This is a genomic window from Corallococcus sp. M7 (assembly GCF_054512695.1).
This window is the reverse complement of the sequence record NZ_CM137252.1, coordinates 6,973,962-6,996,708: the sequence shown is the minus strand read 5'-3', so window position 1 is coordinate 6,996,708 and position 22,747 is coordinate 6,973,962. Positions and strand designations below refer to the sequence as shown.

Annotated in this window: 16 protein-coding genes; 4 read left to right on the top strand and 12 right to left on the bottom strand. The window is 70.6% G+C overall.

Annotated features, from left to right (window positions below):
* Positions 1 to 75 precede the first annotated feature (75 nt).
* The 6 genes from sppA to ACX114_RS27925 all read right to left on the bottom strand — a co-directional run bounded on the left by sppA (position 76) and on the right by ACX114_RS27925 (position 10,731).
* The gene (sppA, locus tag ACX114_RS27950) at positions 76 to 2,562 is read right to left on the bottom strand and encodes a signal peptide peptidase SppA (RefSeq protein ID WP_459289468.1); all 2,487 of its coding nucleotides are present in this window, start codon (positions 2,560 to 2,562) and stop codon (positions 76 to 78) included.
* 48 nt (positions 2,563 to 2,610) lie between these two features.
* Positions 2,611 to 3,819 (bottom strand): PEGA domain-containing protein, encoded by a 1,209-nt coding sequence (locus ACX114_RS27945; protein ID WP_459289466.1) that lies wholly within the window; start codon positions 3,817 to 3,819, stop codon positions 2,611 to 2,613.
* A 28-nt stretch (positions 3,820 to 3,847) separates the two neighbouring features.
* Complete coding sequence (locus ACX114_RS27940; protein WP_459289464.1) at positions 3,848 to 5,311, bottom strand: PEGA domain-containing protein; 1,464 nt, start codon at positions 5,309 to 5,311, stop codon at positions 3,848 to 3,850.
* A 97-nt stretch (positions 5,312 to 5,408) separates the two neighbouring features.
* Positions 5,409 to 7,340 (bottom strand): DNA gyrase/topoisomerase IV subunit B, encoded by a 1,932-nt coding sequence (locus tag ACX114_RS27935; RefSeq protein WP_459289462.1) that lies wholly within the window; start codon positions 7,338 to 7,340, stop codon positions 5,409 to 5,411.
* A gap of 10 nt (positions 7,341 to 7,350) precedes the next feature.
* Positions 7,351 to 9,729, bottom strand: a complete 2,379-nt coding sequence (locus ACX114_RS27930) for a DNA gyrase/topoisomerase IV subunit A (RefSeq protein ID WP_459289460.1) — start codon at positions 9,727 to 9,729, stop codon at positions 7,351 to 7,353.
* A 288-nt stretch (positions 9,730 to 10,017) separates the two neighbouring features.
* Positions 10,018 to 10,731 (bottom strand): hypothetical protein, encoded by a 714-nt coding sequence (locus tag ACX114_RS27925; protein WP_459289458.1) that lies wholly within the window; start codon positions 10,729 to 10,731, stop codon positions 10,018 to 10,020.
* A 106-nt stretch (positions 10,732 to 10,837) separates the two neighbouring features.
* On the opposite strand from ACX114_RS27925, the gene ACX114_RS27920 reads away from it, so the two are divergent.
* Positions 10,838 to 11,497, top strand: a complete 660-nt coding sequence (locus ACX114_RS27920) for an MBL fold metallo-hydrolase (protein WP_459289456.1) — start codon at positions 10,838 to 10,840, stop codon at positions 11,495 to 11,497.
* 16 nt (positions 11,498 to 11,513) lie between these two features.
* Here ACX114_RS27920 and ACX114_RS27915 read toward each other — a convergent pair whose 3' ends face one another.
* Positions 11,514 to 12,251, bottom strand: coding sequence for a M50 family metallopeptidase (locus ACX114_RS27915; RefSeq protein WP_459289454.1), 738 nt, complete (start codon positions 12,249 to 12,251; stop codon positions 11,514 to 11,516).
* A 122-nt stretch (positions 12,252 to 12,373) separates the two neighbouring features.
* Between ACX114_RS27915 and ACX114_RS27910 the strand changes: the two genes are divergently transcribed.
* Positions 12,374 to 14,551 carry a S46 family peptidase gene (locus ACX114_RS27910; RefSeq protein WP_459289452.1) on the top strand — a complete coding sequence of 726 codons (2,178 nt, stop codon included), beginning with the start codon at positions 12,374 to 12,376 and terminating at the stop codon, positions 14,549 to 14,551.
* A 1-nt stretch (position 14,552) separates the two neighbouring features.
* Positions 14,553 to 15,206: a hypothetical protein gene (locus ACX114_RS27905; RefSeq protein WP_459289450.1), complete on the top strand. Its 654-nt coding sequence runs from the start codon at positions 14,553 to 14,555 to the stop codon at positions 15,204 to 15,206.
* A 12-nt stretch (positions 15,207 to 15,218) separates the two neighbouring features.
* Here the strand turns inward: ACX114_RS27905 and ACX114_RS27900 are convergent, their stop codons facing one another.
* On the bottom strand, positions 15,219 to 15,734 hold the full coding sequence (locus ACX114_RS27900; protein WP_459289448.1) for an RNA polymerase sigma factor: 516 nt from the start codon (positions 15,732 to 15,734) through the stop codon (positions 15,219 to 15,221).
* A gap of 179 nt (positions 15,735 to 15,913) precedes the next feature.
* Between ACX114_RS27900 and ACX114_RS27895 the strand changes: the two genes are divergently transcribed.
* Positions 15,914 to 17,863, top strand: coding sequence for an APC family permease (locus tag ACX114_RS27895; protein WP_459289446.1), 1,950 nt, complete (start codon positions 15,914 to 15,916; stop codon positions 17,861 to 17,863).
* A gap of 19 nt (positions 17,864 to 17,882) precedes the next feature.
* Here ACX114_RS27895 and ACX114_RS27890 read toward each other — a convergent pair whose 3' ends face one another.
* The 4 genes from ACX114_RS27890 to pilM form a co-directional block, all read right to left on the bottom strand.
* Positions 17,883 to 19,514, bottom strand: a complete 1,632-nt coding sequence (locus ACX114_RS27890) for a sigma 54-interacting transcriptional regulator (protein WP_459289444.1) — start codon at positions 19,512 to 19,514, stop codon at positions 17,883 to 17,885.
* 82 nt (positions 19,515 to 19,596) lie between these two features.
* Entirely contained in the window at positions 19,597 to 20,577 is a 981-nt protein-coding gene (gene gspN / locus ACX114_RS27885) for a type II secretion system protein GspN (protein ID WP_459289442.1), read from the bottom strand.
* Between the two features lie 3 nt (positions 20,578 to 20,580).
* Positions 20,581 to 21,138 (bottom strand): type II secretion system protein GspM, encoded by a 558-nt coding sequence (gspM, locus tag ACX114_RS27880; protein ID WP_459289440.1) that lies wholly within the window; start codon positions 21,136 to 21,138, stop codon positions 20,581 to 20,583.
* Between the two features lies 1 nt (position 21,139).
* On the bottom strand, positions 21,140 to 22,747 hold the full coding sequence (gene pilM / locus ACX114_RS27875) for a pilus assembly protein PilM (protein ID WP_459289438.1): 1,608 nt from the start codon (positions 22,745 to 22,747) through the stop codon (positions 21,140 to 21,142).

Below are 22,747 nucleotides of genomic sequence, written 5' to 3'. Positions count from 1 at the left end.
ATTTCGCCGCCCGTGTGCGTGGGCTGTCCACCGGGCGACCTCCCCAGGAGGCAGGAGGCCGTCCCGGAGCGCCTCTTAGCGGATGCGCACGCGGAAGGGCATCATGGCCTTCAGGCCGGGGCGCAGGAGCTCGGGCGAACCCAGCCCCACCTCCCGGGCGAGCACGGACAGGGCCTCTGGCGGGCGCGCGGGCAGCGCGGGCAGCAGCACCCCCGCCAGCGCGTGCACGCCGGGCTCGCCGCCCAGCCCGGAGAGGAAGCCTCGCGCGTTGCCCATGACGTCCAGGTCCAGCTCCTCCGAAGGGGCCACCTTCGCGCGCTTGCGTGCGGAAGCCACGGCCTCCGGCATGCCGCCCAGCCCGTCCACCAGCCCCCGGGCGAGCGCGTCCTTCCCGCTCCACACCCGGCCGCGCGCCACGGCGTCCACCTTCGCCTTGTCCATCTTCCGGTTGCGGGCGACCTCCGTGATGAACGTGTCGTAGGCGTCGTCCACCCAGGTCTGCACAGCGGCCTGCTGCTCGGGCGTCCACGGCTTCCACCACTCCAGCAGGTCCGCCATGTCGCCGCGCTTGAGCGTCTCCTGGTTCACCCCCAGCTTCATGCCCAGGCCCTCCAGCGCGGGCTTCGGGTAGAAGACGCCGATGCTGCCCGTCAGCGTGGTGGGCTCCGCCAGCACCTCATCCGCGGCCACCGCCGCGTAGTAGCCACCGGAGGCCGCCGCGTCGCCCATGGAGGCGATGACGGGCTTGTGCTTCTTCGCCTCCAGCACCGCGCGGTACATCAGGTCGGACGCCAGCACGTCGCCGCCGCCGGAGTCCACGCGCAGGATGATGGCCACCACGGACGGGTCGTCCTGGGCCTCCTGGAGCGCGCGCACCACCGTCTCCGCGCCCGCCAGCTGCGCGAAGCCCAGCGGGTCCTCGCGGCTGCGGCCCCCGGTGATGTCGCCCAGCACCGGCACCACCGCGATGCGGCGGCGCAGGCCCCAGCGGTCCTCGCGCTCGTCGCGCGGCGAGTAACTCGGGTGGAAGCGCATGCCCGGGAACCACTCCGCCACGCGCGCGTCCAATTCCGTCGCGGACACCACGCCGTCCAGCAGGCCCGCCGCCTGCGCCCGCTTCGAGGACAGGATGCCCTGGGCCCACGCGGCGCGCAGCCGCTCCGGGGGCAGCTTGCGTCCCGCCTCCACGGCCTTCTCGTAGTGGGTCACCTGCGAGTCCAGGTACGCGTCCAGCGTCTCGCGCTCCGCGGGGCTCATGTCGGAGCGGGTGAACTGCTCCATGGCCGTCTTGTATTCACCCACGCGCGCCACGTCCCACGTCACGCCCAGCTTCTCCATGGTGCCGCCCAGCGACGTCACCGTGGCGGACAGGCCGTTGATGGGCAGCGACGCCTCCGTCAGCGCGTAGACGCTGTCCGCCGCGGACGCCACCAGGTAGCTGCGGTCATCCCCGGACAGCATCACCACCACGACCTTCTTGCCCGACTCACGCAGCTTGAGCAGCGACTGGCGCAATTCCTCCGCCGTGCCCCAGCCCACGCCGGGCAGGCCCTCCATCTTCACCACCACGCCCTTGAGCCGCTCGTCGCGCGTGGCCAGGTCCAGGAACTTCATCAGGCGCAGGTACGGATCCACCTCGCTCACGCCCAGGAGGGCCAGCGCGGGGCTCACGCCGCCGGCGAGCATGTCGTCCAGATCCAGTAGCGCGACCACGCCGCCGCCGCCGTGCACGGAGCGGTAGCGCTCCGAGGACAGGCGCACCTGCAGCACGTGGTCCAGGCCTTCGCCCGCGCCGCCCGCCGCGTACGTCAGGCCCGCGTGGCCCAGGTCCACCGTGGCCGCGAACTGGAGCGTCAGGGGGATGCCGCTGACGAAGCCGTGGGACAGGCCGCCGCCCAGCCTCAGGCCGCGCACCACCTCCGCCTGGAGCGTGTACGTGGCCTGGCCCTCCCGGAAACCTCCCTCCGCGAAGATCCAGTCCACGCCCAGCGTGTAGCGCTCATCCAGCGGGCGCAGGCCCAGGCCGAAGTTGTAGCGGCGCGGCAGCTTGAGGCCGTCCTGCTCCGGCGCGTTCAGGTCCTTGGCCACCGCGGCCAGCGACAGGAAGCGGAAGGGGCGCGCGGTGAGGCCCACGTCCCAGCTCGTCAGCCCGCTGATGCGTTGGTCATCCGAGCTGCTGAAGTCGTGCAGCGCGGCGCCCAGTTGCAGCGTGCGGGGCCCCAGCGACAGGCCGAAGGACGTCTTGCGGTAGTCCGGCGTGTTCTCGCCGCGGATCCACTCCAGGGAGAAGCCCGCGCCCAGGCCCAACAGGCGCGTGCCCAGGAACACGGCGTCGCCCACGGAGTCGGACTGGAGGTTTCGCTCGTGGAGGTAGAAGAGCTGCCCCGCGTCCTGGAACCCCAGGCCGGCGGGGTTGAGGGACAGGGCGGGCGCTTCGTCGATGAGCGCCGCGTTGGTGGGCGGCAGGGTGACGCCCCGGGGCGGGACGGCGGAGCCGTCAACGGCGCCCGTCTGGGCAAGCGCGAGGCTGGGGAGGAGGGCGAGCAGCGGCAGGTGGCGCATACGGCCCGGGACTCTAGGTGCGAGCCGTCCCGGGACAAGCGCCGTGTGTCACCAGTCCTCGGTACCCGACACGTCGTCCAGCGGATCATCCCCGGAGTGCTTCTTGACGGACTGTCGGGAGTTGCCACCCCGGTCCTCCGAACCCCAGTCCTCCGAGCCGCTGCGGTTGTCCAGCGGGTCGCGCTTCTTGACGGCCTGTTCGCCCTCGCTGTTGATGAGCTGGTTGACCACCCGCTCCATCTCCGACTTGAGCTGGCCGTACTCGTCGCCCTGGAGCACCAGCTTGCGCGAGCCCAGGCGCTTGCCGCTCTTCACGTCGAAGAGGCCCACCGCGAGTTCCGTGCCCCGCTCCGGGATGACGCGCACGGTGCCCACCATCGCCCGGTCCAGGCTCAGCGACTTGCCCAGCGAGACGACGGCGTTGGCCGGCTTGTCGCTGCCGCGCGACACGTCCGGAATCACCTTGTCCAACTGCGCGTCGTAGGACTTGTAGGTGGCCGTGGGTACCAGCGAGGCGACGACGTCCACGTCGTCCGGCGTCACCTCCGCGATCTGCCCGAACTGACGGAAGCCCGGCCGCTCCATGCGCACCAGGTGCTTGCCCACCGGCAGCGTGGGCAGCGTCAGCGGCGTGTAGCCCACCGGCTCGCCGTCCACGTACACGCGGGCGCCCGCGGGCCGGGACTTGAAGGTGGCGCTGCCGCGCAGCTGCGAGGGGCGGCTCGTCGCCACCTGCACGCGCAGGCTGATGAACTCCCGGCTGAAGCGCTTGGGGTTCAATTCGAACGTGGGGTTGAGCGCCATCAGGTCGATGAGCAGCAGCTTCGCCTCCTCCACGTCGCCCCGAAGCTGGAGGATGGCGCCGTGCAGCGCGATGGCGTCGCACAGCGGGAAGCAGGACGTCATCGCCGCGACGGAGCCGTCCAGCTCCTTGAGGGTGGCGCGCACCTTGCGCTCCGCGTCCTCGTACTCCTTCGCCTCGAAGGCCTTGACGCTCTCCTCGTAGCCCTTCTTCGCGCGCTGGAAGGACGCCTGAGCGGCCGGGTCGTCCGGCAGCCCGAAGAGGTCGCGCGGCTTTCGCACGGAGTAGCTGGCGAAGTTGCCGAGCGCGTCGTTCATGTAGCTCTCCATCTGCACCCCCGAGGACTCCGACGACGGGTCCATGGGGATGAGCAGCGCGGAGATGCGGCCCGGCTGGGACGAGGCGGACAGCGCCAGGGCGGGCAGCAGCACGAGCGCGAGCGGAAGGGCTTTCATGAGGAGTCCTGTGCGCTTGACGCCCAAGCTAGAAGGAAATTCCACCGGGCAGACCGTTCACCGGGTTGAAGCCGGGGCCGCGGTCCGTGGTGGCCACGTACACCACGCCCGCCGTCACGGCCGCCACGCCCGCCGCCGCGGCCCAGAACCAGGGCTTGCGCAGCACGGAGTCGCTGGACACGAGCGGCTCCTTCGAATCCTCGCGGCCCTGGGGCAGGGCGGCGCCGGTGAGGAAGGTGTGCACCTGGTCCGCGGCGAAGTCCGCGCTGTTCTTGCCGTCGCGCTTGCCGAAGTCCACCTCCACGCCGCGCAGGCGGTTCTTGGTGCGCACGTCCCACGCCTGCACCTCGCCGTGCAGCCGGCCCTTCTTGTCCTGGAACGTGGCGGCCAGCACCACGTAGCGCGCGTTGAGCCGCTCGGCGATGGCGCCCACCTCCGGCGGCGTGCCGTCCGCGTCGAAGGCGGCCTCCGTGCCGGCCTTCGTCGCCGCGTCACGCAGCGCGGACAGGCCCGGCGCGGAGCCGAGCTTCGTCTTCACCTCGGTGGGGGCGGACGGCTTCACCTCCACGTACGTCGCGAACGGGGCGTAGCCCGGCAGCACCACCTGCACGGGGTAGCGGCCCGGGGCCAGCTTCGCGCCCGCCAGCGGCGTCGTGCCCACGTCGCGGCCGCGCACCAGCACGCGCGCGCCCTGCGGCTGGGTGTTCACCACCAGCGTGCCCTGGGGCTGCGCGTTCAATTCGCTCTGCGCCTCGGTGAACACCCGCTGCACGTCCTGGCCGAAGAGGCCCGCGTCCGGGCTCAGCGACGGCTCCGCGAGCAGCGCGTTCGTGAAGGACGCCTTCGCGCCCGCCACGTCGCCGTTGAGCAGCAGGGACGCGCCGTGGAAGAGGTACGTCTCCCCCAGCTTCTCCGGGCGCAGGTCGCCGGGGCGCTGCACGTAGGCCTCCGCGGCCGCCTTGAACTTCTGCGCCGCGGCGTCCGGATCCAGGTTGTCGTACGCCGCGCGGCCCTCTTCGAAGAGGGCGTCGCCGCGGGGGTTGCCCTGGGGCTCCGGGGGCGGGAAGGCGGTCGCCAGGTCCACGAACTGCACGTCGCCCGCGCTGCCCAGCCGCCGGGTGATGGTGTCCTCCAGCTTCGCCGCGGCGTCCGTCGCGGCCGACTGGCGGGCCACGCCGAAGATGGCCACCGCGTTGGACTGCGCCGGGCGCACCGCCGGGGCCGGCGCATCCACCACCTTCTTCGGGGCGGCGGGGGTGACGGGCGCGAGCGGGGCCTGGGTGGCCGCCTTGGGTGCCACCGGCGCGTCCGACGCGGGGACCGCGTCCTCCGGAGGCGTGAAGGTGTCCTCGGGAACGGGCGCGGGGACCTTCTTGGTGGCGGCGGGGCGCTTCTTCTTCGCGGCGGACTTGCGCTTGGTGGCGGCGTCGGCGGCGGGAGCGCTCAGCACACAGGCGAGCGCGACAGTCAGGGCAAGGCGGGTGGTGTTCACGATTCGGCGGATGCTAGCCGACCGGCGGGGCGGAAGACCAATGCCCCACCCGGGACGGAAAAGCGCCCGTCCCGGGTGTGCGGGGACTCCCGTTTTCTCAGACGTCCAGCTCCTGGACTTCACCGGCCTGCTCGGTGATGAACTTGTAACGCGCCGAGACATCCTTCCCCATCAGGTCGTTGATGATGCGGTCGGTCTCCAGCGCGTTGTCGATGGTGACGCGCAGGCTGATGCGATTGCGCGCATCGAGCGTGGTCGTCTTGAGCTCCTCGGCCGTCATCTCGCCCAGACCCTTGAAGCGCATGATGTTGGGCTTGGCGTTGCCCTTGGCCTTCTCGCGGATGATGCGGTCGCGGTCCGGCTCGTCCAGGGCCCAGTACGTCTCCTTGCCGATGTCCACCCGGTACAGCGGCGGCTGGGCGATGTGCACCGCGCCCGCCTCAATCAGGGGCCGCAGGTGCCGGTAGAAGAACGTGAGCAGCAGCGTGGCGATGTGGTGGCCGTCGCTGTCCGCGTCCATCAGCAGGAAGACGCGGCCGTATCTCAGCTTCGTGATGTCGAAGTCGGACCCGATGCCGCAGCCCAGCGCGCTGACGATGTCCTGGAGCTCCTTGTTGGTGGCCACCTTGTCGGTGGACGCCTGCTCCGCGTTGAGCACCTTGCCGCGCAGGGGGAGGATGGCCTGGGTGCGCCGGTCGCGGCCCTGCTTGGCGGAGCCGCCTGCGGAGTCACCTTCCACGATGAACAGCTCGCTGGACGCGGGGTCCGTGGACGAGCAGTCCGCCAGCTTGCCGGGGAGGTTGAGCCGGTGGCTCACCGCGGACTTGCGGCTGATGGCGGCGGAGGCCGCGCGGGAGGCTTCACGCGCGCGGGCGGCCAGGATGATGCGCGCCAGCAGCGCTTCCGCGATGGACTTGTTGTCGTTGAACCACTTCTCCAGCACCGGGCGCACGGCGCTGTCCACCTGCGCCGTCGTCTCCGGGTTGTTGAGGCGGCCCTTCGTCTGCCCCTGGAACTGGGGCTCCACCACGTACACGGAGAGGATGGCGGTGATGCCCTCGCGGATGTCCTCCGCGGTGAGCGACACGCCCTTGGGCGTCAGGCCGTGCGTCTCGATGTAGTTGCGCATCGCCTTGACGATGGCCGCCCTCAAGCCCGCCTCGTGCGTGCCGCCCAGGTTCGTGGGGATGCCGTTGACGTACGAGCGGATGTGCTCGTCCGTGGCCTCCGTCCACGCCAGCGCCACCTCCAGGCGGACCTCGTTGTCGCGCGAGAAGTAGAACGGCGTGCTGCCCGCGGGGACGATGGGCTTCTGGCGCTCCGACACGACCTTGGTGAGGTACTCGGCGATGCCGCCGTCGTGCTTGAACGTCTCCGTCACGGCAGGGGTGACCGTCTCGTCCTTCCAGACGACGGTCATCCCCTTGTGCAGGTAGCTCTTCGCCTCCAGGCGCTCGCGCACCAGGGCCGCGTCGAACTTCTGCTTCTCACCGAAGATTTCGGCGTCCGGCTCGAAGGTGATGGACGTGCCGGTGCCGCGCGCGGGGCCCTCCACCTTGAGGGGGCTGGTGGCCTTGCCGCGCGCGTACGACTGCACGTGGCGCTTGCCGTCCTTCTTGATTTCGATGAGCAGCTTGCTGGTGAGCGCGTTCACCACGGAGCTGCCCACGCCGTGCAGACCGCCCGAGTGGATGTAGTTGCCCTGCTCGAACTTGCCGCCCGCGTGCAGCGTCGTGAGGATGACCTCCACGGCGGGCTTCTTGTGCTTGGGCATCATGTCCACGGGGATGCCGCGCCCGTTGTCCACGACGGTGATGGACTTCGCGCCCTTGTGGAGCGTGACTTCGATGAGGGACGCGAAGCCGTTGATGACCTCGTCCACCGAGTTGTCGACGATCTCCCAGAGCAGGTGGTGGTAGCCCGTGCTGTCGGTCCCACCGATGTACATGGCCGGGCGCTTGCGCACCGGCTCCAGGCCTTCCAGGACCTGGATGTCCGCGCCTGTGTAGGTTTCCTTCTTGGTCGCCATGGCCTTCCCGCTACTCCTTCTTCTCCGGCAGCGGCACGAAGGTGACGGGACGCGCCACCTCCTTCACCGTGTCGCGCTTGGACATCTCGTGGCCCTTGCCGCCGCGGCCCGTCACGCTGAACTTCGCCGGTGACAGGTGCAGCTTGCGGCCCTTCTGCGTCTCGAACTCCAGCGTGGCGTCCTTCTGACTGGCGGGCGCCGCGAGGAAGTCCACCACCTTGTCGCCCGCGTCCACCTTGATGACCTGGACGCCCTTGCCGGGACCGGCCAGCTCGTTCACCTCCGCCACCTTGCAGACGAGGGCGTTGGTCTTCTCCGTGAGGATGGCGAGCAGGTCCTTGTCGCCCACCGGCTGCGTGCCGATGATTTCGTCGCCCTCGCCCGTCTTCGCGTAGCGGCGGCCGGCGCGGGTGGAGACCTCCGTGTGCGGCTGGAGCAGGAAGCGCAGGCCCAGGTCCTGGCGCGTCACCGCCACCAGCTTCTCCGGCTGGGGCAGGCGGGCATCCTGGGACAGGGCGCCCACCACGCGCTCGCCGTCGTCGAACTTGAACAGCTTCTGCACCGGGTCGCCGTAGCCGGTGGAGGCCGGCACGTCGTTGAAGCGGGTGACGTAGGCGGTGCCGAAGTTGCTGAACAGCACCAGGTTCGCCTTCAGGCTGCCGGCGAGCACCGCCATCACCGCGTCGCCTTCACGCAGGCGGGTGGTGGACGGATCCTTCACCTCGCGCACGCGCTTGATCCACCCGTCGCGGGTGATGACGACGTGGGCGTCCTCGTCCGCGATGAACGCGTCCGCGGAGAACTCCATCTCCTCCGCGCCCGCGCCGCCAATGCGCGTGCGGCGCTTGTCGGTGTACGCGGCCTTGAGGCCGGACAGCTCGTCGTGGATGACGGCCCAGCGCTTCTTCACGTCCTTGAGGATGCCCTCGATGCGCTTGATCTCCGCGCGCTTCTCCTTGAGCTCCTTCTGGACGATGAGGATCTCCAGGCGGGCCAGCTTGTAGAGGCGCATCTCCAGGATGGCGTCCACCTGGATCTCGTCCATCTTGAAGCGCGCCATCAGCTTCTGGGCGGCGTCCTGCTTGCCCTCCGACTGGCGGATGATCCGGATGATCTCATCCAGCGCGTCGTAGGCCTTCTCGAACCCTTCGAGGATGTGGACGCGCCGCTTGAGCTCCGCCAGCTCGTGCTCGAACCGCTTGGTGACGATCTCCAGGCGGAAGTCGAGGAAGTAGCGGAGGATGGACTTCAGGTCCAAGCGCTTGGGCGTGCCGACGTCCGGGTTGTCCGACGGCACGAGGCACGTCAGGTTCACGCCGAAGTTCGTCTGCAGGGGCGTGTGCTTGTAGAGGTACGCCATCACCAGCTCGGGGTTGGCGTCCTTCTTGAGCTCCAGCACGATGCGCACGTCCGTGGTGGACTCGTCGCGCACGTCGGTGATGAGCGGCAGCTTGCGCTCGCGCACCAGCTCGCCAATCTTCGCGACGAGCGTGGACTTGTTCACCGTGTACGGGATGGAGGTGACGACGATCATCTGACCGCCGCGCTTGAGCTCCTCCAGCTTGTACTCGCCGCGGATCCGGACGGAGCCCTGGCCCGTCTCGTAGATTTCGCGCAGCTCCTTCTTGTCGTTGAGGATCTGCCCGCCGGTGGGGAAGTCCGGACCCTTGATGAACTTGAGCAGGTCCTTCGTCTCCAGCTCCGGATTCCCGATGAGCGCCAGCAGCGCGTCCACCAGCTCGCCCAGGTGGTGGGGCGGGATGTTGGTGGCCATGCCCACCGCGATGCCGGTGGTGCCGTTCATCAAGAGCTGCGGCACGCGCGCCGGGATGACGACGGGCTCTTCGCGGGTGCCGTCGTAGTTGGGGCGGAAGCGGACGGTCTTGCTGTCCAGCTCACCCAGCAGCTCCGTGGCCAGCTTCTCCAGGCGGCACTCGGTGTAGCGGTAGGCGGCGGCGGAGTCGCCGTCCAGCGAGCCGAAGTTGCCGTGGCCGTCCACCAGCGGGTAGCGCAGGGAGAAGTCCTGCGCCATGCGCACGAGCGCGTCGTAGATGGCCGTGTCGCCGTGCGGGTGGTAGCGGCCCATGATGGCGCCGACGACCTGCGCGCACTTCTGGTACTTCGTGTCGAACGACAGGTTCAGGTCGTTCCACATGCCGTAGAGGATGCGGCGCTGCACCGGCTTGAGGCCGTCGCGCACGTCGGGCAGGGCGCGCGAGGTGATGACCGACAGGGCGTAGTTGAGGTACCGGCGGCGCGCTTCCTCGGCCAGGCCCGCGGGCAGGCCGTCCCCGCCACCGGCGCCGGCCCCGCCGCCGCCTCCCTTTCCTCCGCCCCCGGCCGGGCCTCCCTGCTTCTTGCGCGACTTCGTATCGGCTTCTGCGAGCATGGTCATGGAATCCAGATGTTTTTCACACGGGCCGGCCGGCCGGGCGTGACGCGGCGCGCGGGCGTGCCGCCGTGCGCGTTGCGACTACCAGTCGGGTCGGACCCTCGACGTCAGATGGGCGGGACTACCATGGGCCTCTGACATTGAGAACGAATTCGGGTGGTTGCGTCGGCTCCAGCCCGGAACTTCTGCACGTCCGTACAGTCCTGTGCCTGCTTGAAACCCACCGCCAACCCCTCGGAATTCCGAGGGGAGTGGGGGCCGGGCCTGACTGGCGGCCTGCTGGGATCAGCCGTTGTCGCCGTTGGGGTTGGCGCGGGGCTTCTTGCCCTCCGCGTCAGGGGCGCGGTCCCAGCCGCTGCCGCGCTTGAAGATCTGCACGCCCCGGCCGGAGCTGCCGCCGGCCATCCCGTTGATGGTGGCGGTGAGGGCCTTGCTCCCTGGCGGGTGGTAGATGACGCGTACCTTGCGGGCGGAGGGCAGCAGGGCACTGGTGGCGTCCACCAGCAGGTAGACGGTGGTGCCGTCCGTCTGGATGCGCTCCGGGTCCTGCCGGTTGTTGAGGTCCGCGAGCAGCTCGCCCGCGTCCGCGCTGGTGGCGTCCGAGCCCAGCTGGCGGATCTTCACGCGCAGGGCCATCTCCGGGGGCGCGTCCTGGCGCTTGTACTCCCGCACGCCCTGGATGACGATCGCCAGGTCCGCGCCGTTCTCCGGGGCCTTGTTGGTGGGCAGGTGCAGGCCGGACTGGACGCTGGAGTCGGTGTCCAGGAACAAGGTGACGTTGGCGCAGCGCTGCTTGCACTCCTCGCCGAACGGGTCCTTGTTGAACTTCAGGCGCATGGCGAAGTCGCTGCCCTGGGGCCCGATGGTGGCATCCACGATGACGGGGCGCTCATCGTCCGCAGACGGCTTGTAGCGGAACGTGGAGGCGGTCCGCCCCGCGGCGGATGCGCTCGCGCTGACCAGCAGCGAGCAGGCGAGCAGGGTGGGCAGGCGCTTCACGGACGGAGACCTCCTGACGGCGTGGGACATCAAAAAGTGGCATTCAAAGGGAACTGGCCCCGGGCCGGCAAGCCTGGGGCGTAGAGTGGCCGTCTGGAGGACAACCATGCCCACGCCGTACGTACGCCAACTCAAGCTCGGACCGATGGACAACTTCGTCTACCTCGTGGGTCCCCAGGACGGCCCTGAGGTGGTGGTGGTGGATCCGGCATGGGACGTGCCGGCCATCGAGGCGGCGGTGGCTCGGGACGGCAAGCGCGTGGTGGGCGCGTTCGTGTCGCACTGCCACGGCGACCACATCAACGGCCTGGATGAGTTGCTGTCCCGCCATGACGTCCCGGTGTACGCGCAGGCGGAGGAGGCCGCCTTCTCCAGCGACCTGCGCAAGCGGGGTGGGGACGCGCTCAAGCTCCTGAAGGCGGGTGACGCGGTGCCGGTGGGCGCGCGCACGTTCCATGCGCTGCACACGCCCGGGCACACGCCGGGGTCGCACTGCCTGCTGGCGGAGGACGCGCTCGTGTCCGGGGACACGGTCTTCATCAACGGGTGCGGCCGGTGCGACTTCCCGGGCGGCAACCCGGAGGACATGTACCGCTCGCTGTCTCAGGTGCTGGCGAAGGTTCCGGACACCGCGCGGCTGTACCCCGGGCATGACTACGCGGACGTGCCGGTGGCCCAGATGGAGGCCATCCGTCAGAAGAACCCGTACTTCGGCTTCCCGGACATGGCGTCGTTCGTGGCCTTCCGGATGCGACCGCGCAAGTAGGGCAGGGCCCGCCGGCTCACACCCGCCGCGCGCGGGCCATGGGCGGCATCTTCACGCCGCCTGACGGCTTCGCGTGCAGGGCCCAGTACGCGGACACGCCCAGCAGGGCCACCGACAGGAGCGTCCACAGGGCCGCCCAGACGATGGACGGCACCCACGTCTCGCTGGCGAGGATGGCCGCGTCGCTCTGCGCGCGCACCGCGCTGTTCCACAGGTCGTCCCTCAGGTCGAAGAGGACGTAGAGCGCGGTGAAGGCCGCGAGGAACAGGTTGAGCGCGTCCACCAGCCCCGTGGGCAGGAAGCGCGCGCCCAGCCCCATGGCCAGCGCCATGCCCAGGCAGAAGGCCAGGGTGAAGAGGTCCCCCGCGTAGAAGAAGCCCATCACCGCCAGCCACACGGACGCCGCGCCCATCACCGCGCGGCCCAGCCGGAAGCGGAAGGTGGCCAGCATCAGCCCCGCGCCCGCCACCGCGCTGCCCAGGTACCCCGCCGACGACACGACGATGCGGTTGAAGACGCCGGGCGGCAGGCGGGAGAAGCAGCTTCCGCCCTCGTTCACCTGGAGGTGGACCCGGTCCACGGAGCCCCCCACGAGCAGCGCGGCGAGCGCATGCCCCGTCTCATGCATCATCACCACCAGCACCTTCACCGGCCACAGGACCGGCGAATACCAGAAGTACCAGGATGCCCCCATCAGGAGGAGCAGCAGCGCCAGCCTTCCGAAATCCAGTGTCGCCCCGCTCGCGGTCCGCATCGCTGGTCCCCTCCTGCCTGGACACCGGAACATCCAAGCGCGTTCCATCTTCCGCGAAAACGCGCGCCCCGGACACCGGAACGGTCGCGCCGGGGCGGCGGACGGGGTAGGGATGGGGCACCATGAAGAAGACGCTCCTTCTCCTCTCGCTCGTGGCTGCCCCGGCCTTCGCCGGGGAAGGGAAGTGGACCCCTCAGCAGGTGCTGGAACTGAGCCCCGCCTGGCTCAAGGCCCAGGGCCTCCAGCTGCCGCCCAGCAAGCTCTGGGACCCCAAGCGGGGCACGGGCCTGCTCGCGGGCACGGTGAACACCGGCGGCTGCTCCGGGTCGTTCATCTCCGCCTCCGGCCTCATCATCACCAACCACCACTGCGCCTTCTCCATCATCCAGGAGCACAGCTCCCCGCAGAAGGACCTCATCACCAACGGCTTCCTCGCGAAGAGCCAGGCGGAGGAGCTCCCGGGCAAGGGCTCGCGCGTGCAGGTGCCGCGCGGCTTCAAGGACGTGACGGCGGAGATCAACGGCGCCGTGCCGCAGGGCGCGGACGACCTCGCGCGCTACAAGGCCATCGACCGCAAGCAGAAGGAGCTGGTGGCCGAGTGTGAGAAGCGCCCCGCCACCCGCTGTCAGGTGGCCACCTTCGATGGCGGCGTGAACTACACGCTGGTGGACGCGGTGGAGTTGCAGGACGTGCGCCTGGTCTACGCGCCGCCGCGCGCCGTGGGTGAGTACGGCGGTGAGGAGGACAACTGGATGTGGCCGCGCCACACCGGCGACTTCGCCATCATCCGCGCGTACACCGCGCCGGACGGCGCCTCCGCGGCGTTCAGCGACAAGAACGTGCCCTACAAGGCGGAGTTCTTCTTCCCGCTGTCCACCGAAGGCGTGAAGCCGGGCGACTTCGTGATGGTGCTGGGCTACCCGGGCACCACCTTCCGCACGCTGCTCGCGGACGAGATGGCGGAGCGCCAGGCGCGCTACTACCCGCGCATCCGCGACGTGCTGGGCGAGGCCATCCGCATCCTGGAGGCCGAAGGGGAGAAGGACCCGGCCGGGAAGATCGCCGTGGCCTCGCAGCTCAAGGGCCTGCACAACGTCTACAAGAACGCGGGCGGCCAGCTGGCGGGCCTCAAGCGCGGCCACATCGTGGAGAAGCAGCGCGACGCGGAAGCCGCCACCGTGGCCTGGGCGCAGAAGGACAGCGCGAAGTGGGGCGAGGCGCTGAAGGCCCGCGAGGCGCTGCTCGCGGAGCAGCAGGAGTCCAACAAGACCTTCGACCGCGAGTTCCTGCTGAACATGTCCGGCCGTCTGGCGCGGGGCCCCGCGCTGGCCACGTCCGTGTCCCGGCTGGCCATGGAGCGCGCGAAGCCGGACCTGGAGCGCCGCCCGGAGTACATGGACCGCGAGCTGCCGCGCATCAAGGACCGCCTGGAGCGCGAGCAGAAGAACCTCTTCCTCGCCGCGGACAAGGCGCTCTTGCACGCGTTCGTGAAGCGCGCACAGTCGCTGCCCCAGGACGCGCGCATCGCGGCCGTGGATGCCACGTTCGGCAAGACGTACTCGCAGAAGGACGTCTCCGCGAAGATCGACTCGCTCTACGCGGGCACCAAGGTGCTCACGCTGGCGGAGCGCCTGAAGATGGCGGACGAGTCCGTGGGGCAGCTCGCCGCGCGCCGTGACCCCCTGCTGGCGTTCGGCATGGAGCTGGCGAAGGAGCAGGCCGCGCTGGATGACACGCGCGACCGCCGTCAGGGCGCGTCCTCGCGGCTGCGGCCGGCGTGGCGCAAGGCGGTGATGGCGCAGGCGGGCAAGCCGATTGCGCCGGACGCCAACAGCACGCTGCGCGTGTCGTTCGCCAAGGTGCAGGGCTACACGCCGCGCGACGGCGCGCTGTACCTGCCGCAGACGACGCTGTCGGGGATGATCCAGAAGCACACCGGCGAGGAGCCCTTCAACGCGCCGGAGAAGGTGCGCGCGGCCGCGGCGGCGAAGAAGTTCGGGCAGTGGGTGGACCCCCGGCTGAAGGACGTGCCGGTGGACTTCCTGGCGGACGCGGACACCACGGGCGGCAACTCCGGCAGCCCCACGGTGAACGGCAAGGGGCAGCTCGTCGGCGTGAACTTCGACCGCGTGTGGGAGAACGTCGCGAACGACTTCGGCTACAATCCGGACGTGGCCCGGAACGTCAACGTGGACGTGCGCTACCTGCTGTGGCAGCTCGACCAGGTCGAGGACGCGGACGCGCTCCTGCGTGAGCTCAACATCCGCAAGGGCAAGCCGGTGGCCAAGGAGGCGCGCTGACATGTCGGACGCGGGGGACGGGACTCCAGCGCTGCCCACCTTCCGGCCGGATGAGCGGGTGTGTGGCAACTGCAAGCTCTGGAGCCCTCACTCCGTGGATCACCGTGGGTGGGTGGGGCCGTGCCGCATGTACACCTCGCGCGGCCTGTTCCCACCCTCCGCGCCCATCTGTGACAAGTACGCGCCCCGGGGCTCGGCGGCCCCGGCGCCCGTGGTTTCGAGCACGCGAACCCGCACCGTGCGGAGCGTGGCGCCCGTGGTGGTGCGCCACCGCGCGGATCCGCACGAAGTGGTGGACCTGGAAGGGCTGAACATGACGCGCGAAGAGCTGATGGACATCTTCCGGGAGGCGGCGGGCCTGAGCGATCCTCCGCTCGCGGGCAAGTGGGAGGGCGGCACGGTGCGGCTGGTGCCGGGCAACCCGGAGCTTCAGGCGAAGGACATGCCCATCGACAACCTGTTCCACAAGGTGACGATGGTGCGCGACCGCATCCGCGTGCTGGAGCAGAAGCTCAACGCCCACCCCAAGCTCACGGACGCGGAGAAGGCGGAGATGCAGGGCTACATCACCCGCGTCTACGGCTCGCTCACCAGCTTCAACCTCCTCTTCAAGGAGAAGGGCGACCAGTTCGTGGGCAGCAAGGGCGAGGAGTAACGCCCCCGAACCTCACGGCCGCTGGCCGCGCTCCTCCATCACGGTGAGGGCGCGCTGGCGGCCGCGGTGCAGGGCGCTCTTCACGGTGCCTTCCGGGATGCGCAGGAGCCGGGCGATTTCAGCGGAGCCCAGGCCGCGCACCTCGCGCAGGTAGAGCACCTGCCGCTGCTGGGGGTTCACCTCCTCCAGCGCTTCATGGAAGTGCTGCTGCATCTGCGCGCCCATGGCGTGGGCCTCCGGCGACACGGCCTCCTGGGGCGCGTGCGTCAGCCGCTCCCGGCGCCTGCGCGCGCGCAGCCAGTTGATGCTGCTGTTGACCATCACCCGGTGCAGCCAGGTCGTCCACGTCGCGCGTCCATCCAGTCCCGGGGGCTGCCGCGACAGGCGCAGGAACACGTCCTGCACCACGTCCTCCGCGTCGTCGGTGTCCCCCACGATGCGCCGGGCAATGGCCAGCGCCCGAGGACGGTGCAGGGCGTACAAATCATCCAGGGTGGGGAAGGGGAGGACGGCGGCGTGCGGGCCCATGGCGGACGGTCTCCTGTGTCTTCCCGTGAAACGAATGGGCCCGCGAAAGGGTCTATGGCCCTGGAGGGCATGCGACTCCGGGGCCGTGTTTTCGCCCGGACAGCCGGTGCGCACCTTCCGGGCCAGGGGGACGCCGCCATATGGCTCAGCTGGCCGAGTACGGACGCAGGAGGCCGTTCATGCCCCGGCGGCGTCAGGGCAACGGCATCATGGACCTGCTCCTGGGCCGCCCGCTCACCAGCGCCCAGGCGATGCAGGAGAAGACGGGCGTCCTCACCGGCGTGGCGCTCCTGGGGCTGGATGCGCTGTCGTCCGCCGCGTACGGCCCGGAGGCCGCGCTCACCGTGCTGCGCCCGCTGGGGGCCACGGGCGTGTGGCTGCTCTTCCCCATCACCGCCGCCATCGTGGGGCTCTTGATGATCGTCGCGAGCTCGTACGCGCAGACCATCGCCGCGTACCCGAGCGGCGGCGGCGCGTACACCGTGGCGAAGCAGAACCTGGGGCGGGGCGCGGGGCTGCTCGCGGCGACGGCGCTGATGCTGGACTACCTGCTCAACGTGGCGGTGGGCATCTCCGCGGGGACGGGCGCGCTGGTGTCCGCGTTCCCCGCCTTGCGGCCGCACACGCTGCCCATCACCCTGGGCATCCTGGCGCTGCTCACCCTGGTGAACCTGCGCGGCGTCAGCGAGGCGGGCGCCGTGTTCGTCGTGCCCACCTGGTTCTTCATCACGTCGTTGAGCGTGGTGCTGGCCGTGGGCCTCTTCAAGCTGGCCATGGGGGAAGCCACGCCCGTGCAGCAGCCGCCGCCCCTGGCGGTGCCCACCGCGTCCCTGGGCGCGTGGCTGGTGATTCGCGCCTTCGCCAGCGGGTGCACGGCGATGACGGGCGTGGAGGCCATCAGCAACGCCGTGCCCATCTTCCGGGACCCGTGCATCCGCCGCGCGCGCACCACGCTGGGCGTCATCGTGGGCATCCTGGTGACGATGCTCCTGGGCATCGCGCTCTTGTGCCGGGCGTACGGCGTGGGCGCCACGGACCCCGACGGCGCGAACTACCAGACGGTGCTGTCGCAGCTCATCGGCGCGGTGATGGGGCGCGGCGTCTTCTACTACGTGGCCATGGCCGCCATCCTCTGCGTGCTCGCGCTGTCCGCGAACACCAGCTACGCGGGCTTCCCGCTCGTCTGCCAGGTGCTGGCGCGCGAGCGCTACCTGCCGCCGGGCTTCGCCCACCGGGGCCGCAGGCTCGCCCTGTCGCGAGGCATCCTCACCCTGTCCGGGCTCGCGGCCGTGCTGCTCATCGTGTGCAAGGGCATCACGGACAGGCTGATTCCCCTGTTCGCCATTGGCGCGCTGATGGCCTTCACCCTGTCGCAGGCGGGCATGGTGGTGCACTGGGGCCGGCACCGGGAGGAGGAGGGCTGGCGGTGGCGCCGGGCCCTCAACGGCGCGGGCGCGGTGATGACGGCGCTCACGCTGTGCATCGTGGGCGTGTCCAAGTTCGTGCACGGCGGCTGGGCCGCGTTCGTCCTGGTGCCCGTGGGCCTGCTGGTGCTCTCCCGCGTCCACGCCGCGTACACGCGCACGCGGCAGGCGACGGAGTTGAAGCGGCCCGTGCGCCTGACGCCCCCGTCGCCAATGGTCGCGGTGGTGCCCGTGGACCGCTGGTCCCACGCGTCGGAGACGGCGCTGCGCTTCGCGCTGACGCTGAGCGACGATGTGCGCGCGGTGCACATCTGCAGTGGCGACACCGACGAGGCGGCGCTGGACTCGCAGTGGCAGCGCTTCGTCCAGGCGCCGCTCCAGGAGGCCGGGCGGAGGCCTCCGCCGCTCGTGCACGTGGGGTCGCCGTACCGCGCGCTGGTGTGGCCGCTGAGGGACTACCTGGACGCGCTGCTCGAGGAGGTGCCGGGCTGCACCGTGGCCATGGTTCTGCCGGAGCTGCTGGAGAAGCGCTGGTACCGGGCCATGCTCTACGGCCGCCGCTCGGAGCTGCTGCGCAGCGCGCTGCTGTTGTCCGGCGAGCGGCGCCTGGTGGTGGTCAGCGTGCCCTGGTACCTGCGCACGCAGGCGCACCCGGCGCCGCACTCCGCCTGGGGCGACTCCGCCCACCCTGGAGACCACGGGTAGGGCGGAAGCGCCCGCGGAATCACTCCTGCTCGTCCTGCTTCGTCAGGCCCCAGTCCTTCAGGCGCTTGAAGAGGGTGGAGCGCGCGAGGCCCAGCTCCCGCGCCACGCGCTCGCGGTTGTTGTTGAAGCGGCGCAGCGCGGTCTCGATGATCTGCCGCTCCAGCTTCTCCATCATCTGCTCCAGCGTCATGCCCGGCGGCAGCTCCGGCACGGTGATGCCCGTCTCGCGGTTGACCTCCTGATCGAAGGACAGGTCGCTCGCGTCGATGGACGGGCCCTTGCGCAGCAAGAGCGCGCGGTGCACCACGTTGCGCAGCTCGCGGATGTTGCCCGGCCACGCGTGCTGCTGGAGCCGCTCCAACGCGGCCGGCGTGAAGCGCACCGTCTGTCCACGCGGGGCGAACGCGCGCACGAAGTGCTCCGACAGCGCCACCACGTCCCCCCGGCGGTTGCGCAGGGGCGGCAGGTGCAGGGGCACGACGCACAGGCGGTAGTACAGGTCCTCGCGGAAGCGGCCCTCGCGCGCCGCCGCCAGCAGGTCCCGGTTGGTGGCGGCCACCACGCGCACGTCCACGTGCAAAGGGCGGCTCGCGCCCACGCGCTTGATCTCGCCGCTCTCCAGCGCGCGCAAGAGCTTCGCCTGGAGGTCCAGGGGCAGCTCGCCAATCTCGTCCAGGAACAGCGTGCCGCCGTCCGCCTCCTCGAAGGCGCCCTTGCGCGCGCCCACGGAGCCGGTGAAAGCGCCCTTCTCGTGGCCGAACAGCTCGCTCTCGATCAGCTCCTTGGAGATGGCGGCGCAGTTGACCGGGATGAGCGGCCGGTTCGCGCGCGGCGAGCACGCGTGCAGCGCGTTCGCCACCAGCTCCTTGCCCGTGCCGGACTCGCCCAGGATGGTGACGGCCGCGGTGGACGGCGCCACGCGCTGGATGAGGTCCGTGAGCTGCCGCACGGACGGGTCGCTCCCGAGGATGCCGTGGAAGGCCTGCGCCTCCTTCTTCGCCGCGGGCACGGTCTCCAGGATGAGCTCCGCCTCGCCCACGCGCAGCGTGGTGGGCAGCGTCACCTCCGCCTCGAAGAGGCGCACCGGCCCCAGCCAGGTGCCGTTGGTGGAGCGCAGGTCCACGACGTGGAAGACGCCGTCGCGGCGAGTCACCTTGAGGTGCCGGCCGGAGATGAACCGGTCCTGGAGCACCAGGTCGTTGCCAGCGTCCTTGCCCACCGTGAAGCTGTCGCCGGTGAGCCGGTGCACGGCCTCCGTGTTGGCCTGCTTCACGCGCAACTGCGCGGGCTGCCAGCGCTGCGAGTCACGGCCCTGCACGGCGGTGGCGCTGCCGGCCTCCGTGGCCGCGTCCGCGTCGTCGCTGGCGCCGTGCTGACGGAACACCGCGCGCCACTGGCCCAGCTCGATGTCCGCGCCGTCCGGCAGGTCCGCGCGCTCCACCAGCGCGCCCGCGACCTTCGTGCCCTTGCCGGAGAGGTCCTCCACACGGCACTGCTGGCCGTCCCACAGGAGGGCCACCTGCTGGCGGCTCACCTCCGGATCCGGAATGGCCACGTCGCTGGAGTCGCCCCGGCCGAGCACCACCCGCGCCCGGTCCACCGCCACCCGCAGCACTTCCTCGCCTCGACGGAAGAACACCAGCTCCGGCATTACGAACTCTCTCCCAAGCCCGGACACCCCGGGGCCGCGCGCAGCGCTTTACACGGCGCGTGCGCGGGCATCAACCGGGGGCCTACCGCTTGGGACCGAAGCGGGGGCTGCTCACCATGCCGGTGAGCCGGCCGCCGCGCCAACCCGGGTTGTCCCGGTCCTGCGGCAGCATGTTCACCGCGAGCGCCAGGGGGCCCAGCCGCTGCTGGAAGGCCTGCTCGAACTTCAGCCGCACGTCGAGCCCCAGCTCGCTGTACTCCAGCCGGCGGCCCAGCTTCAGCGTGCCGGTGCCGGAGCCCTCCAGGTCCTCGCTCTTGAGGTTCAGGTCGCGCACCGTGCCCATGCCCTTGTCGAACTGGAGGTCGCCCCTCAGCTCGCCCAGCGCCACGCGCGGCAGCTCCATGGGCATGGCGGGGCCACCGCCCATGGGGATGGCCGCCTTGCCGCCCTTGATGGTGAGCCCCTGGGTGTCCAGCGCCACCGTGCCGGAGGCCTGGGACCAGTCCACCGGCTGGCCGCGAATCAGGGTGCCCGGCGCCGTGAGCGCGAGCTTCGCGTTGAGGGTGCCCTCCATGTCCACGCCGGTGTACGCCGGCAGGTTGCCGCCGCCGGCCTGCACGCCGTCCACGTCCACGTTCAGCGACGTGCCGCTCAGGCCGCCCACGTGGACGTTCACCGTGCCGCCCATGCCCTTCATCTTCACCACCAGGCCCGGCGGGAAGAGGGACGGGCGCAGCGCCACGCTGTCGAAGATGAGCGCCTGGCCCAGCTCGTCCGGGCCCAGCCCGCCGGACTCGCCCCGGGCGAGCGCCGCCACGGACTCCGCGCCCAGCGGCGTGGGCGGCTTGCTCAGGCGCACGTTGGTGGCGGTGACGCCGGACAGGCCGGGACGCAGGCTGTCCATGCGCACCGCCAGTCCGTGGGCCGCGGCCTCCGTCACCAGCCGCGAGCGGACCGCGTCGTACGGGAAGGTGATGAGCAGGCAGAGGATGAACGCCACCACCGCGAAGGCGGCGTAGCCCAGGACGAGCTTCCAGCGGGCGGTCTTGGATTCAGTGGCCATGGGCTATTGCTTCATCCGGTAGGTGGCGACGGTCGTCCACGCCGTCAGGGTGTCCGTGGCGGGCCGGGGCTCCACGCGCAGGTACTTCACCTTCACGATGCCCGGGCCCGTCTCCACCGTGCGCAGGAAGTCCGTCAGCTTGCGCAGGTCCACGTCCGTGAAGGTCAGCTCCACGGAGCTTTCGATGATCTTCCCGTCCCCCACGCCCACGTCGCCCTTGGGCGTCATGTTTGGGACGGTGAGGCCCGCGGCGGTGGCCTTGTCTTCAATGTAGGTGATCAGCCGCACGTTGCTCTGGGTGAGCTGCTGCTCCACGTTCTGGCGGTCCGCCTGCGCCTGGCCGTAGCTGATCGCCAGCGCCTGCACCTCCTGGAGCTTCGCCAGCTTGTCCTGCGTGCGCCGGCGGTAGCCCTGCGCGCTGTTGGCGAAGCTGAAGAGGGTCACGAAGAGCACGAACACCAGCACCGCGGAGCCGGCCAGCGCCACGAGCTTGCGCTCGCGGTCGGAGAGCCGCTCGAACCACGTCTGGAGGGGCGCGAAGAGTTCCTTGAGCTTTCCCATGTCACGTCTCTCCCGCCGGCGTCTCGCCGGGGCACTGCACCTGCACGTCCAGGCGGAAGGTCACCTTCTGACCGTCGCGTGTCTTCTCCACCTTGCCCTCCTTCACGTCCTTGAAGCAGCGGTGGCCCTTCAAGGCGGCGGAGAGCGTGTCGATCTGCTTGGAGCTGTCCGTCTCTCCCTGGAGCATGATGCGGTCCAGGTCCACCTGGATGCGGTCGAACTTCACCGGCACCTCCGGCGGGACGCGCTGGGTGACCTCCGCCAGCAGGTTCACCGCGGACATCGTGGGCAGCGCGGCGGCGGGGCTCTCCACGCCCTTGAGCATGTTCAGCGCGCGGTCGTAGTTCGTCTCGCAGGTGCCCAGGATGCGCTGGGTCGTCTTGCAGAGCACCGCGTCCACCTCCGCCTCGCGCCGTGACAGCACCGTGTTGCGCACGACGCCGAAGGCGATGAGCAGCAGCAGCAGCGTCACCGCGAAGGAGGCCAGCAGGCCCAGCCGGTCCTTCACGTAGTCGTAGCCGCCCTTGAAGGCGAACTCACCCCGGCGCAGGTTGAAGCGCGGCGCCTTCGCCCCGGCCGCGTTGCCGCGCATGGCCAGCGCGTACGCCTGCGCCGCGGACGGCGTCTCCCGGGGGCCAATCTTCTCCGTCGCGTCCACCGGCAGCGCCAGCACGCGCACCGGCAGGTTCAGGTCCTTGGACAGCTGCTCGGCCAGGTCCGGCATCCGCGCGGTGCCGCCGCACAGCACCACCGCGGAGACCTGCTGGCGGGTGCGCGCGGCGAAGGCCTTGAAGGACGGGCGCAGCTCGCGCAGCACCGGCTGCAGGCCGCGCACGAAGGCGTTCGCGGCGCGCTCGGCGTCCGGCCCCTGCGCGGCGCTGGCCATGGCGCCATGCGCTTCCTTCCACGCGTGGGCCTCCGGCACCGTCGTCTGGAACTCCGTGGCCAGGGCGCGCGTCAGGTCGCGCCCGCCGCCCGCGAAGGTGCGCGCGAACTCCACGCCCTTGCCCGGCTGGCCAATGGCCACCGCCGTGCGCTCGTGGCCGATGTCCACCACCGCCACCGGGCCGCCTTCGCTCATGCCCTCGAAGAGCCCGGGCAGCTGGGTGAAGAGGTTCTGGTACGCGAGCGCCGGGTGGGTGATGACGCGCGGGTCCACCTGGAGGCCGCCCAGCAGCGCCAGGAGCGACTGGAGCTCCTCCTTCTTCACCACGCCCACCAGCAGGTCCGCGGCCTTCTCCTTGCCGCCGGTGTCCTTCTGGCCGACCACCTGGTAGTCGTAGACGACCTCCGAGATGTCGAACGGCAGCTGGCTGCCGACCTCGAAGGGCAGCGTCGCCTCCACGCGCTTGCTGTCGGAGAAGGGCAGGCTCACCGCGTGCGTGGTGAGGGACGGGCCGGGCAGGGCGATGACGACCTGGTCCACGTGCCCCTGCGGCATCTTCCCGAGCAGCTCCTCCACCGCGGCGCGCAGCGTGTCCGCGCGGTCGCCTTCCTGCGCGCGGCGCACCTCCGCGTAGGCCTGGGTGGTGTTGCTTTTCGTCCCGGAGGTGAGGACCACCCCCTTCACGGAGTGGCTGCCCAGGTCCAGGCCAAGAATGCGGGCCAT

Coding starts and splice junctions, on each gene's coding strand:
- sppA (WP_459289468.1), bottom strand. CDS start 2,562: ATGCGCCACCTGCCGCTGCTCGCCCTCCTCCCCAGCCTCGCGCTTGCC.
- ACX114_RS27945 (WP_459289466.1), bottom strand. CDS start 3,819: ATGAAAGCCCTTCCGCTCGCGCTCGTGCTGCTGCCCGCCCTGGCGCTG.
- ACX114_RS27935 (WP_459289462.1), bottom strand. CDS start 7,340: ATGGCGACCAAGAAGGAAACCTACACAGGCGCGGACATCCAGGTCCTG.
- ACX114_RS27930 (WP_459289460.1), bottom strand. CDS start 9,729: ATGCTCGCAGAAGCCGATACGAAGTCGCGCAAGAAGCAGGGAGGCCCG.
- ACX114_RS27920 (WP_459289456.1), top strand. CDS start 10,838: ATGCCCACGCCGTACGTACGCCAACTCAAGCTCGGACCGATGGACAAC.
- ACX114_RS27915 (WP_459289454.1), bottom strand. CDS start 12,251: ATGCGGACCGCGAGCGGGGCGACACTGGATTTCGGAAGGCTGGCGCTG.
- ACX114_RS27910 (WP_459289452.1), top strand. CDS start 12,374: ATGAAGAAGACGCTCCTTCTCCTCTCGCTCGTGGCTGCCCCGGCCTTC.
- ACX114_RS27905 (WP_459289450.1), top strand. CDS start 14,553: ATGTCGGACGCGGGGGACGGGACTCCAGCGCTGCCCACCTTCCGGCCG.
- ACX114_RS27900 (WP_459289448.1), bottom strand. CDS start 15,734: ATGGGCCCGCACGCCGCCGTCCTCCCCTTCCCCACCCTGGATGATTTG.
- ACX114_RS27895 (WP_459289446.1), top strand. CDS start 15,914: ATGCCCCGGCGGCGTCAGGGCAACGGCATCATGGACCTGCTCCTGGGC.
- ACX114_RS27890 (WP_459289444.1), bottom strand. CDS start 19,514: ATGCCGGAGCTGGTGTTCTTCCGTCGAGGCGAGGAAGTGCTGCGGGTG.
- gspN (WP_459289442.1), bottom strand. CDS start 20,577: ATGGCCACTGAATCCAAGACCGCCCGCTGGAAGCTCGTCCTGGGCTAC.
- gspM (WP_459289440.1), bottom strand. CDS start 21,138: ATGGGAAAGCTCAAGGAACTCTTCGCGCCCCTCCAGACGTGGTTCGAG.
- pilM (WP_459289438.1), bottom strand. CDS start 22,747: ATGGCCCGCATTCTTGGCCTGGACCTGGGCAGCCACTCCGTGAAGGGG.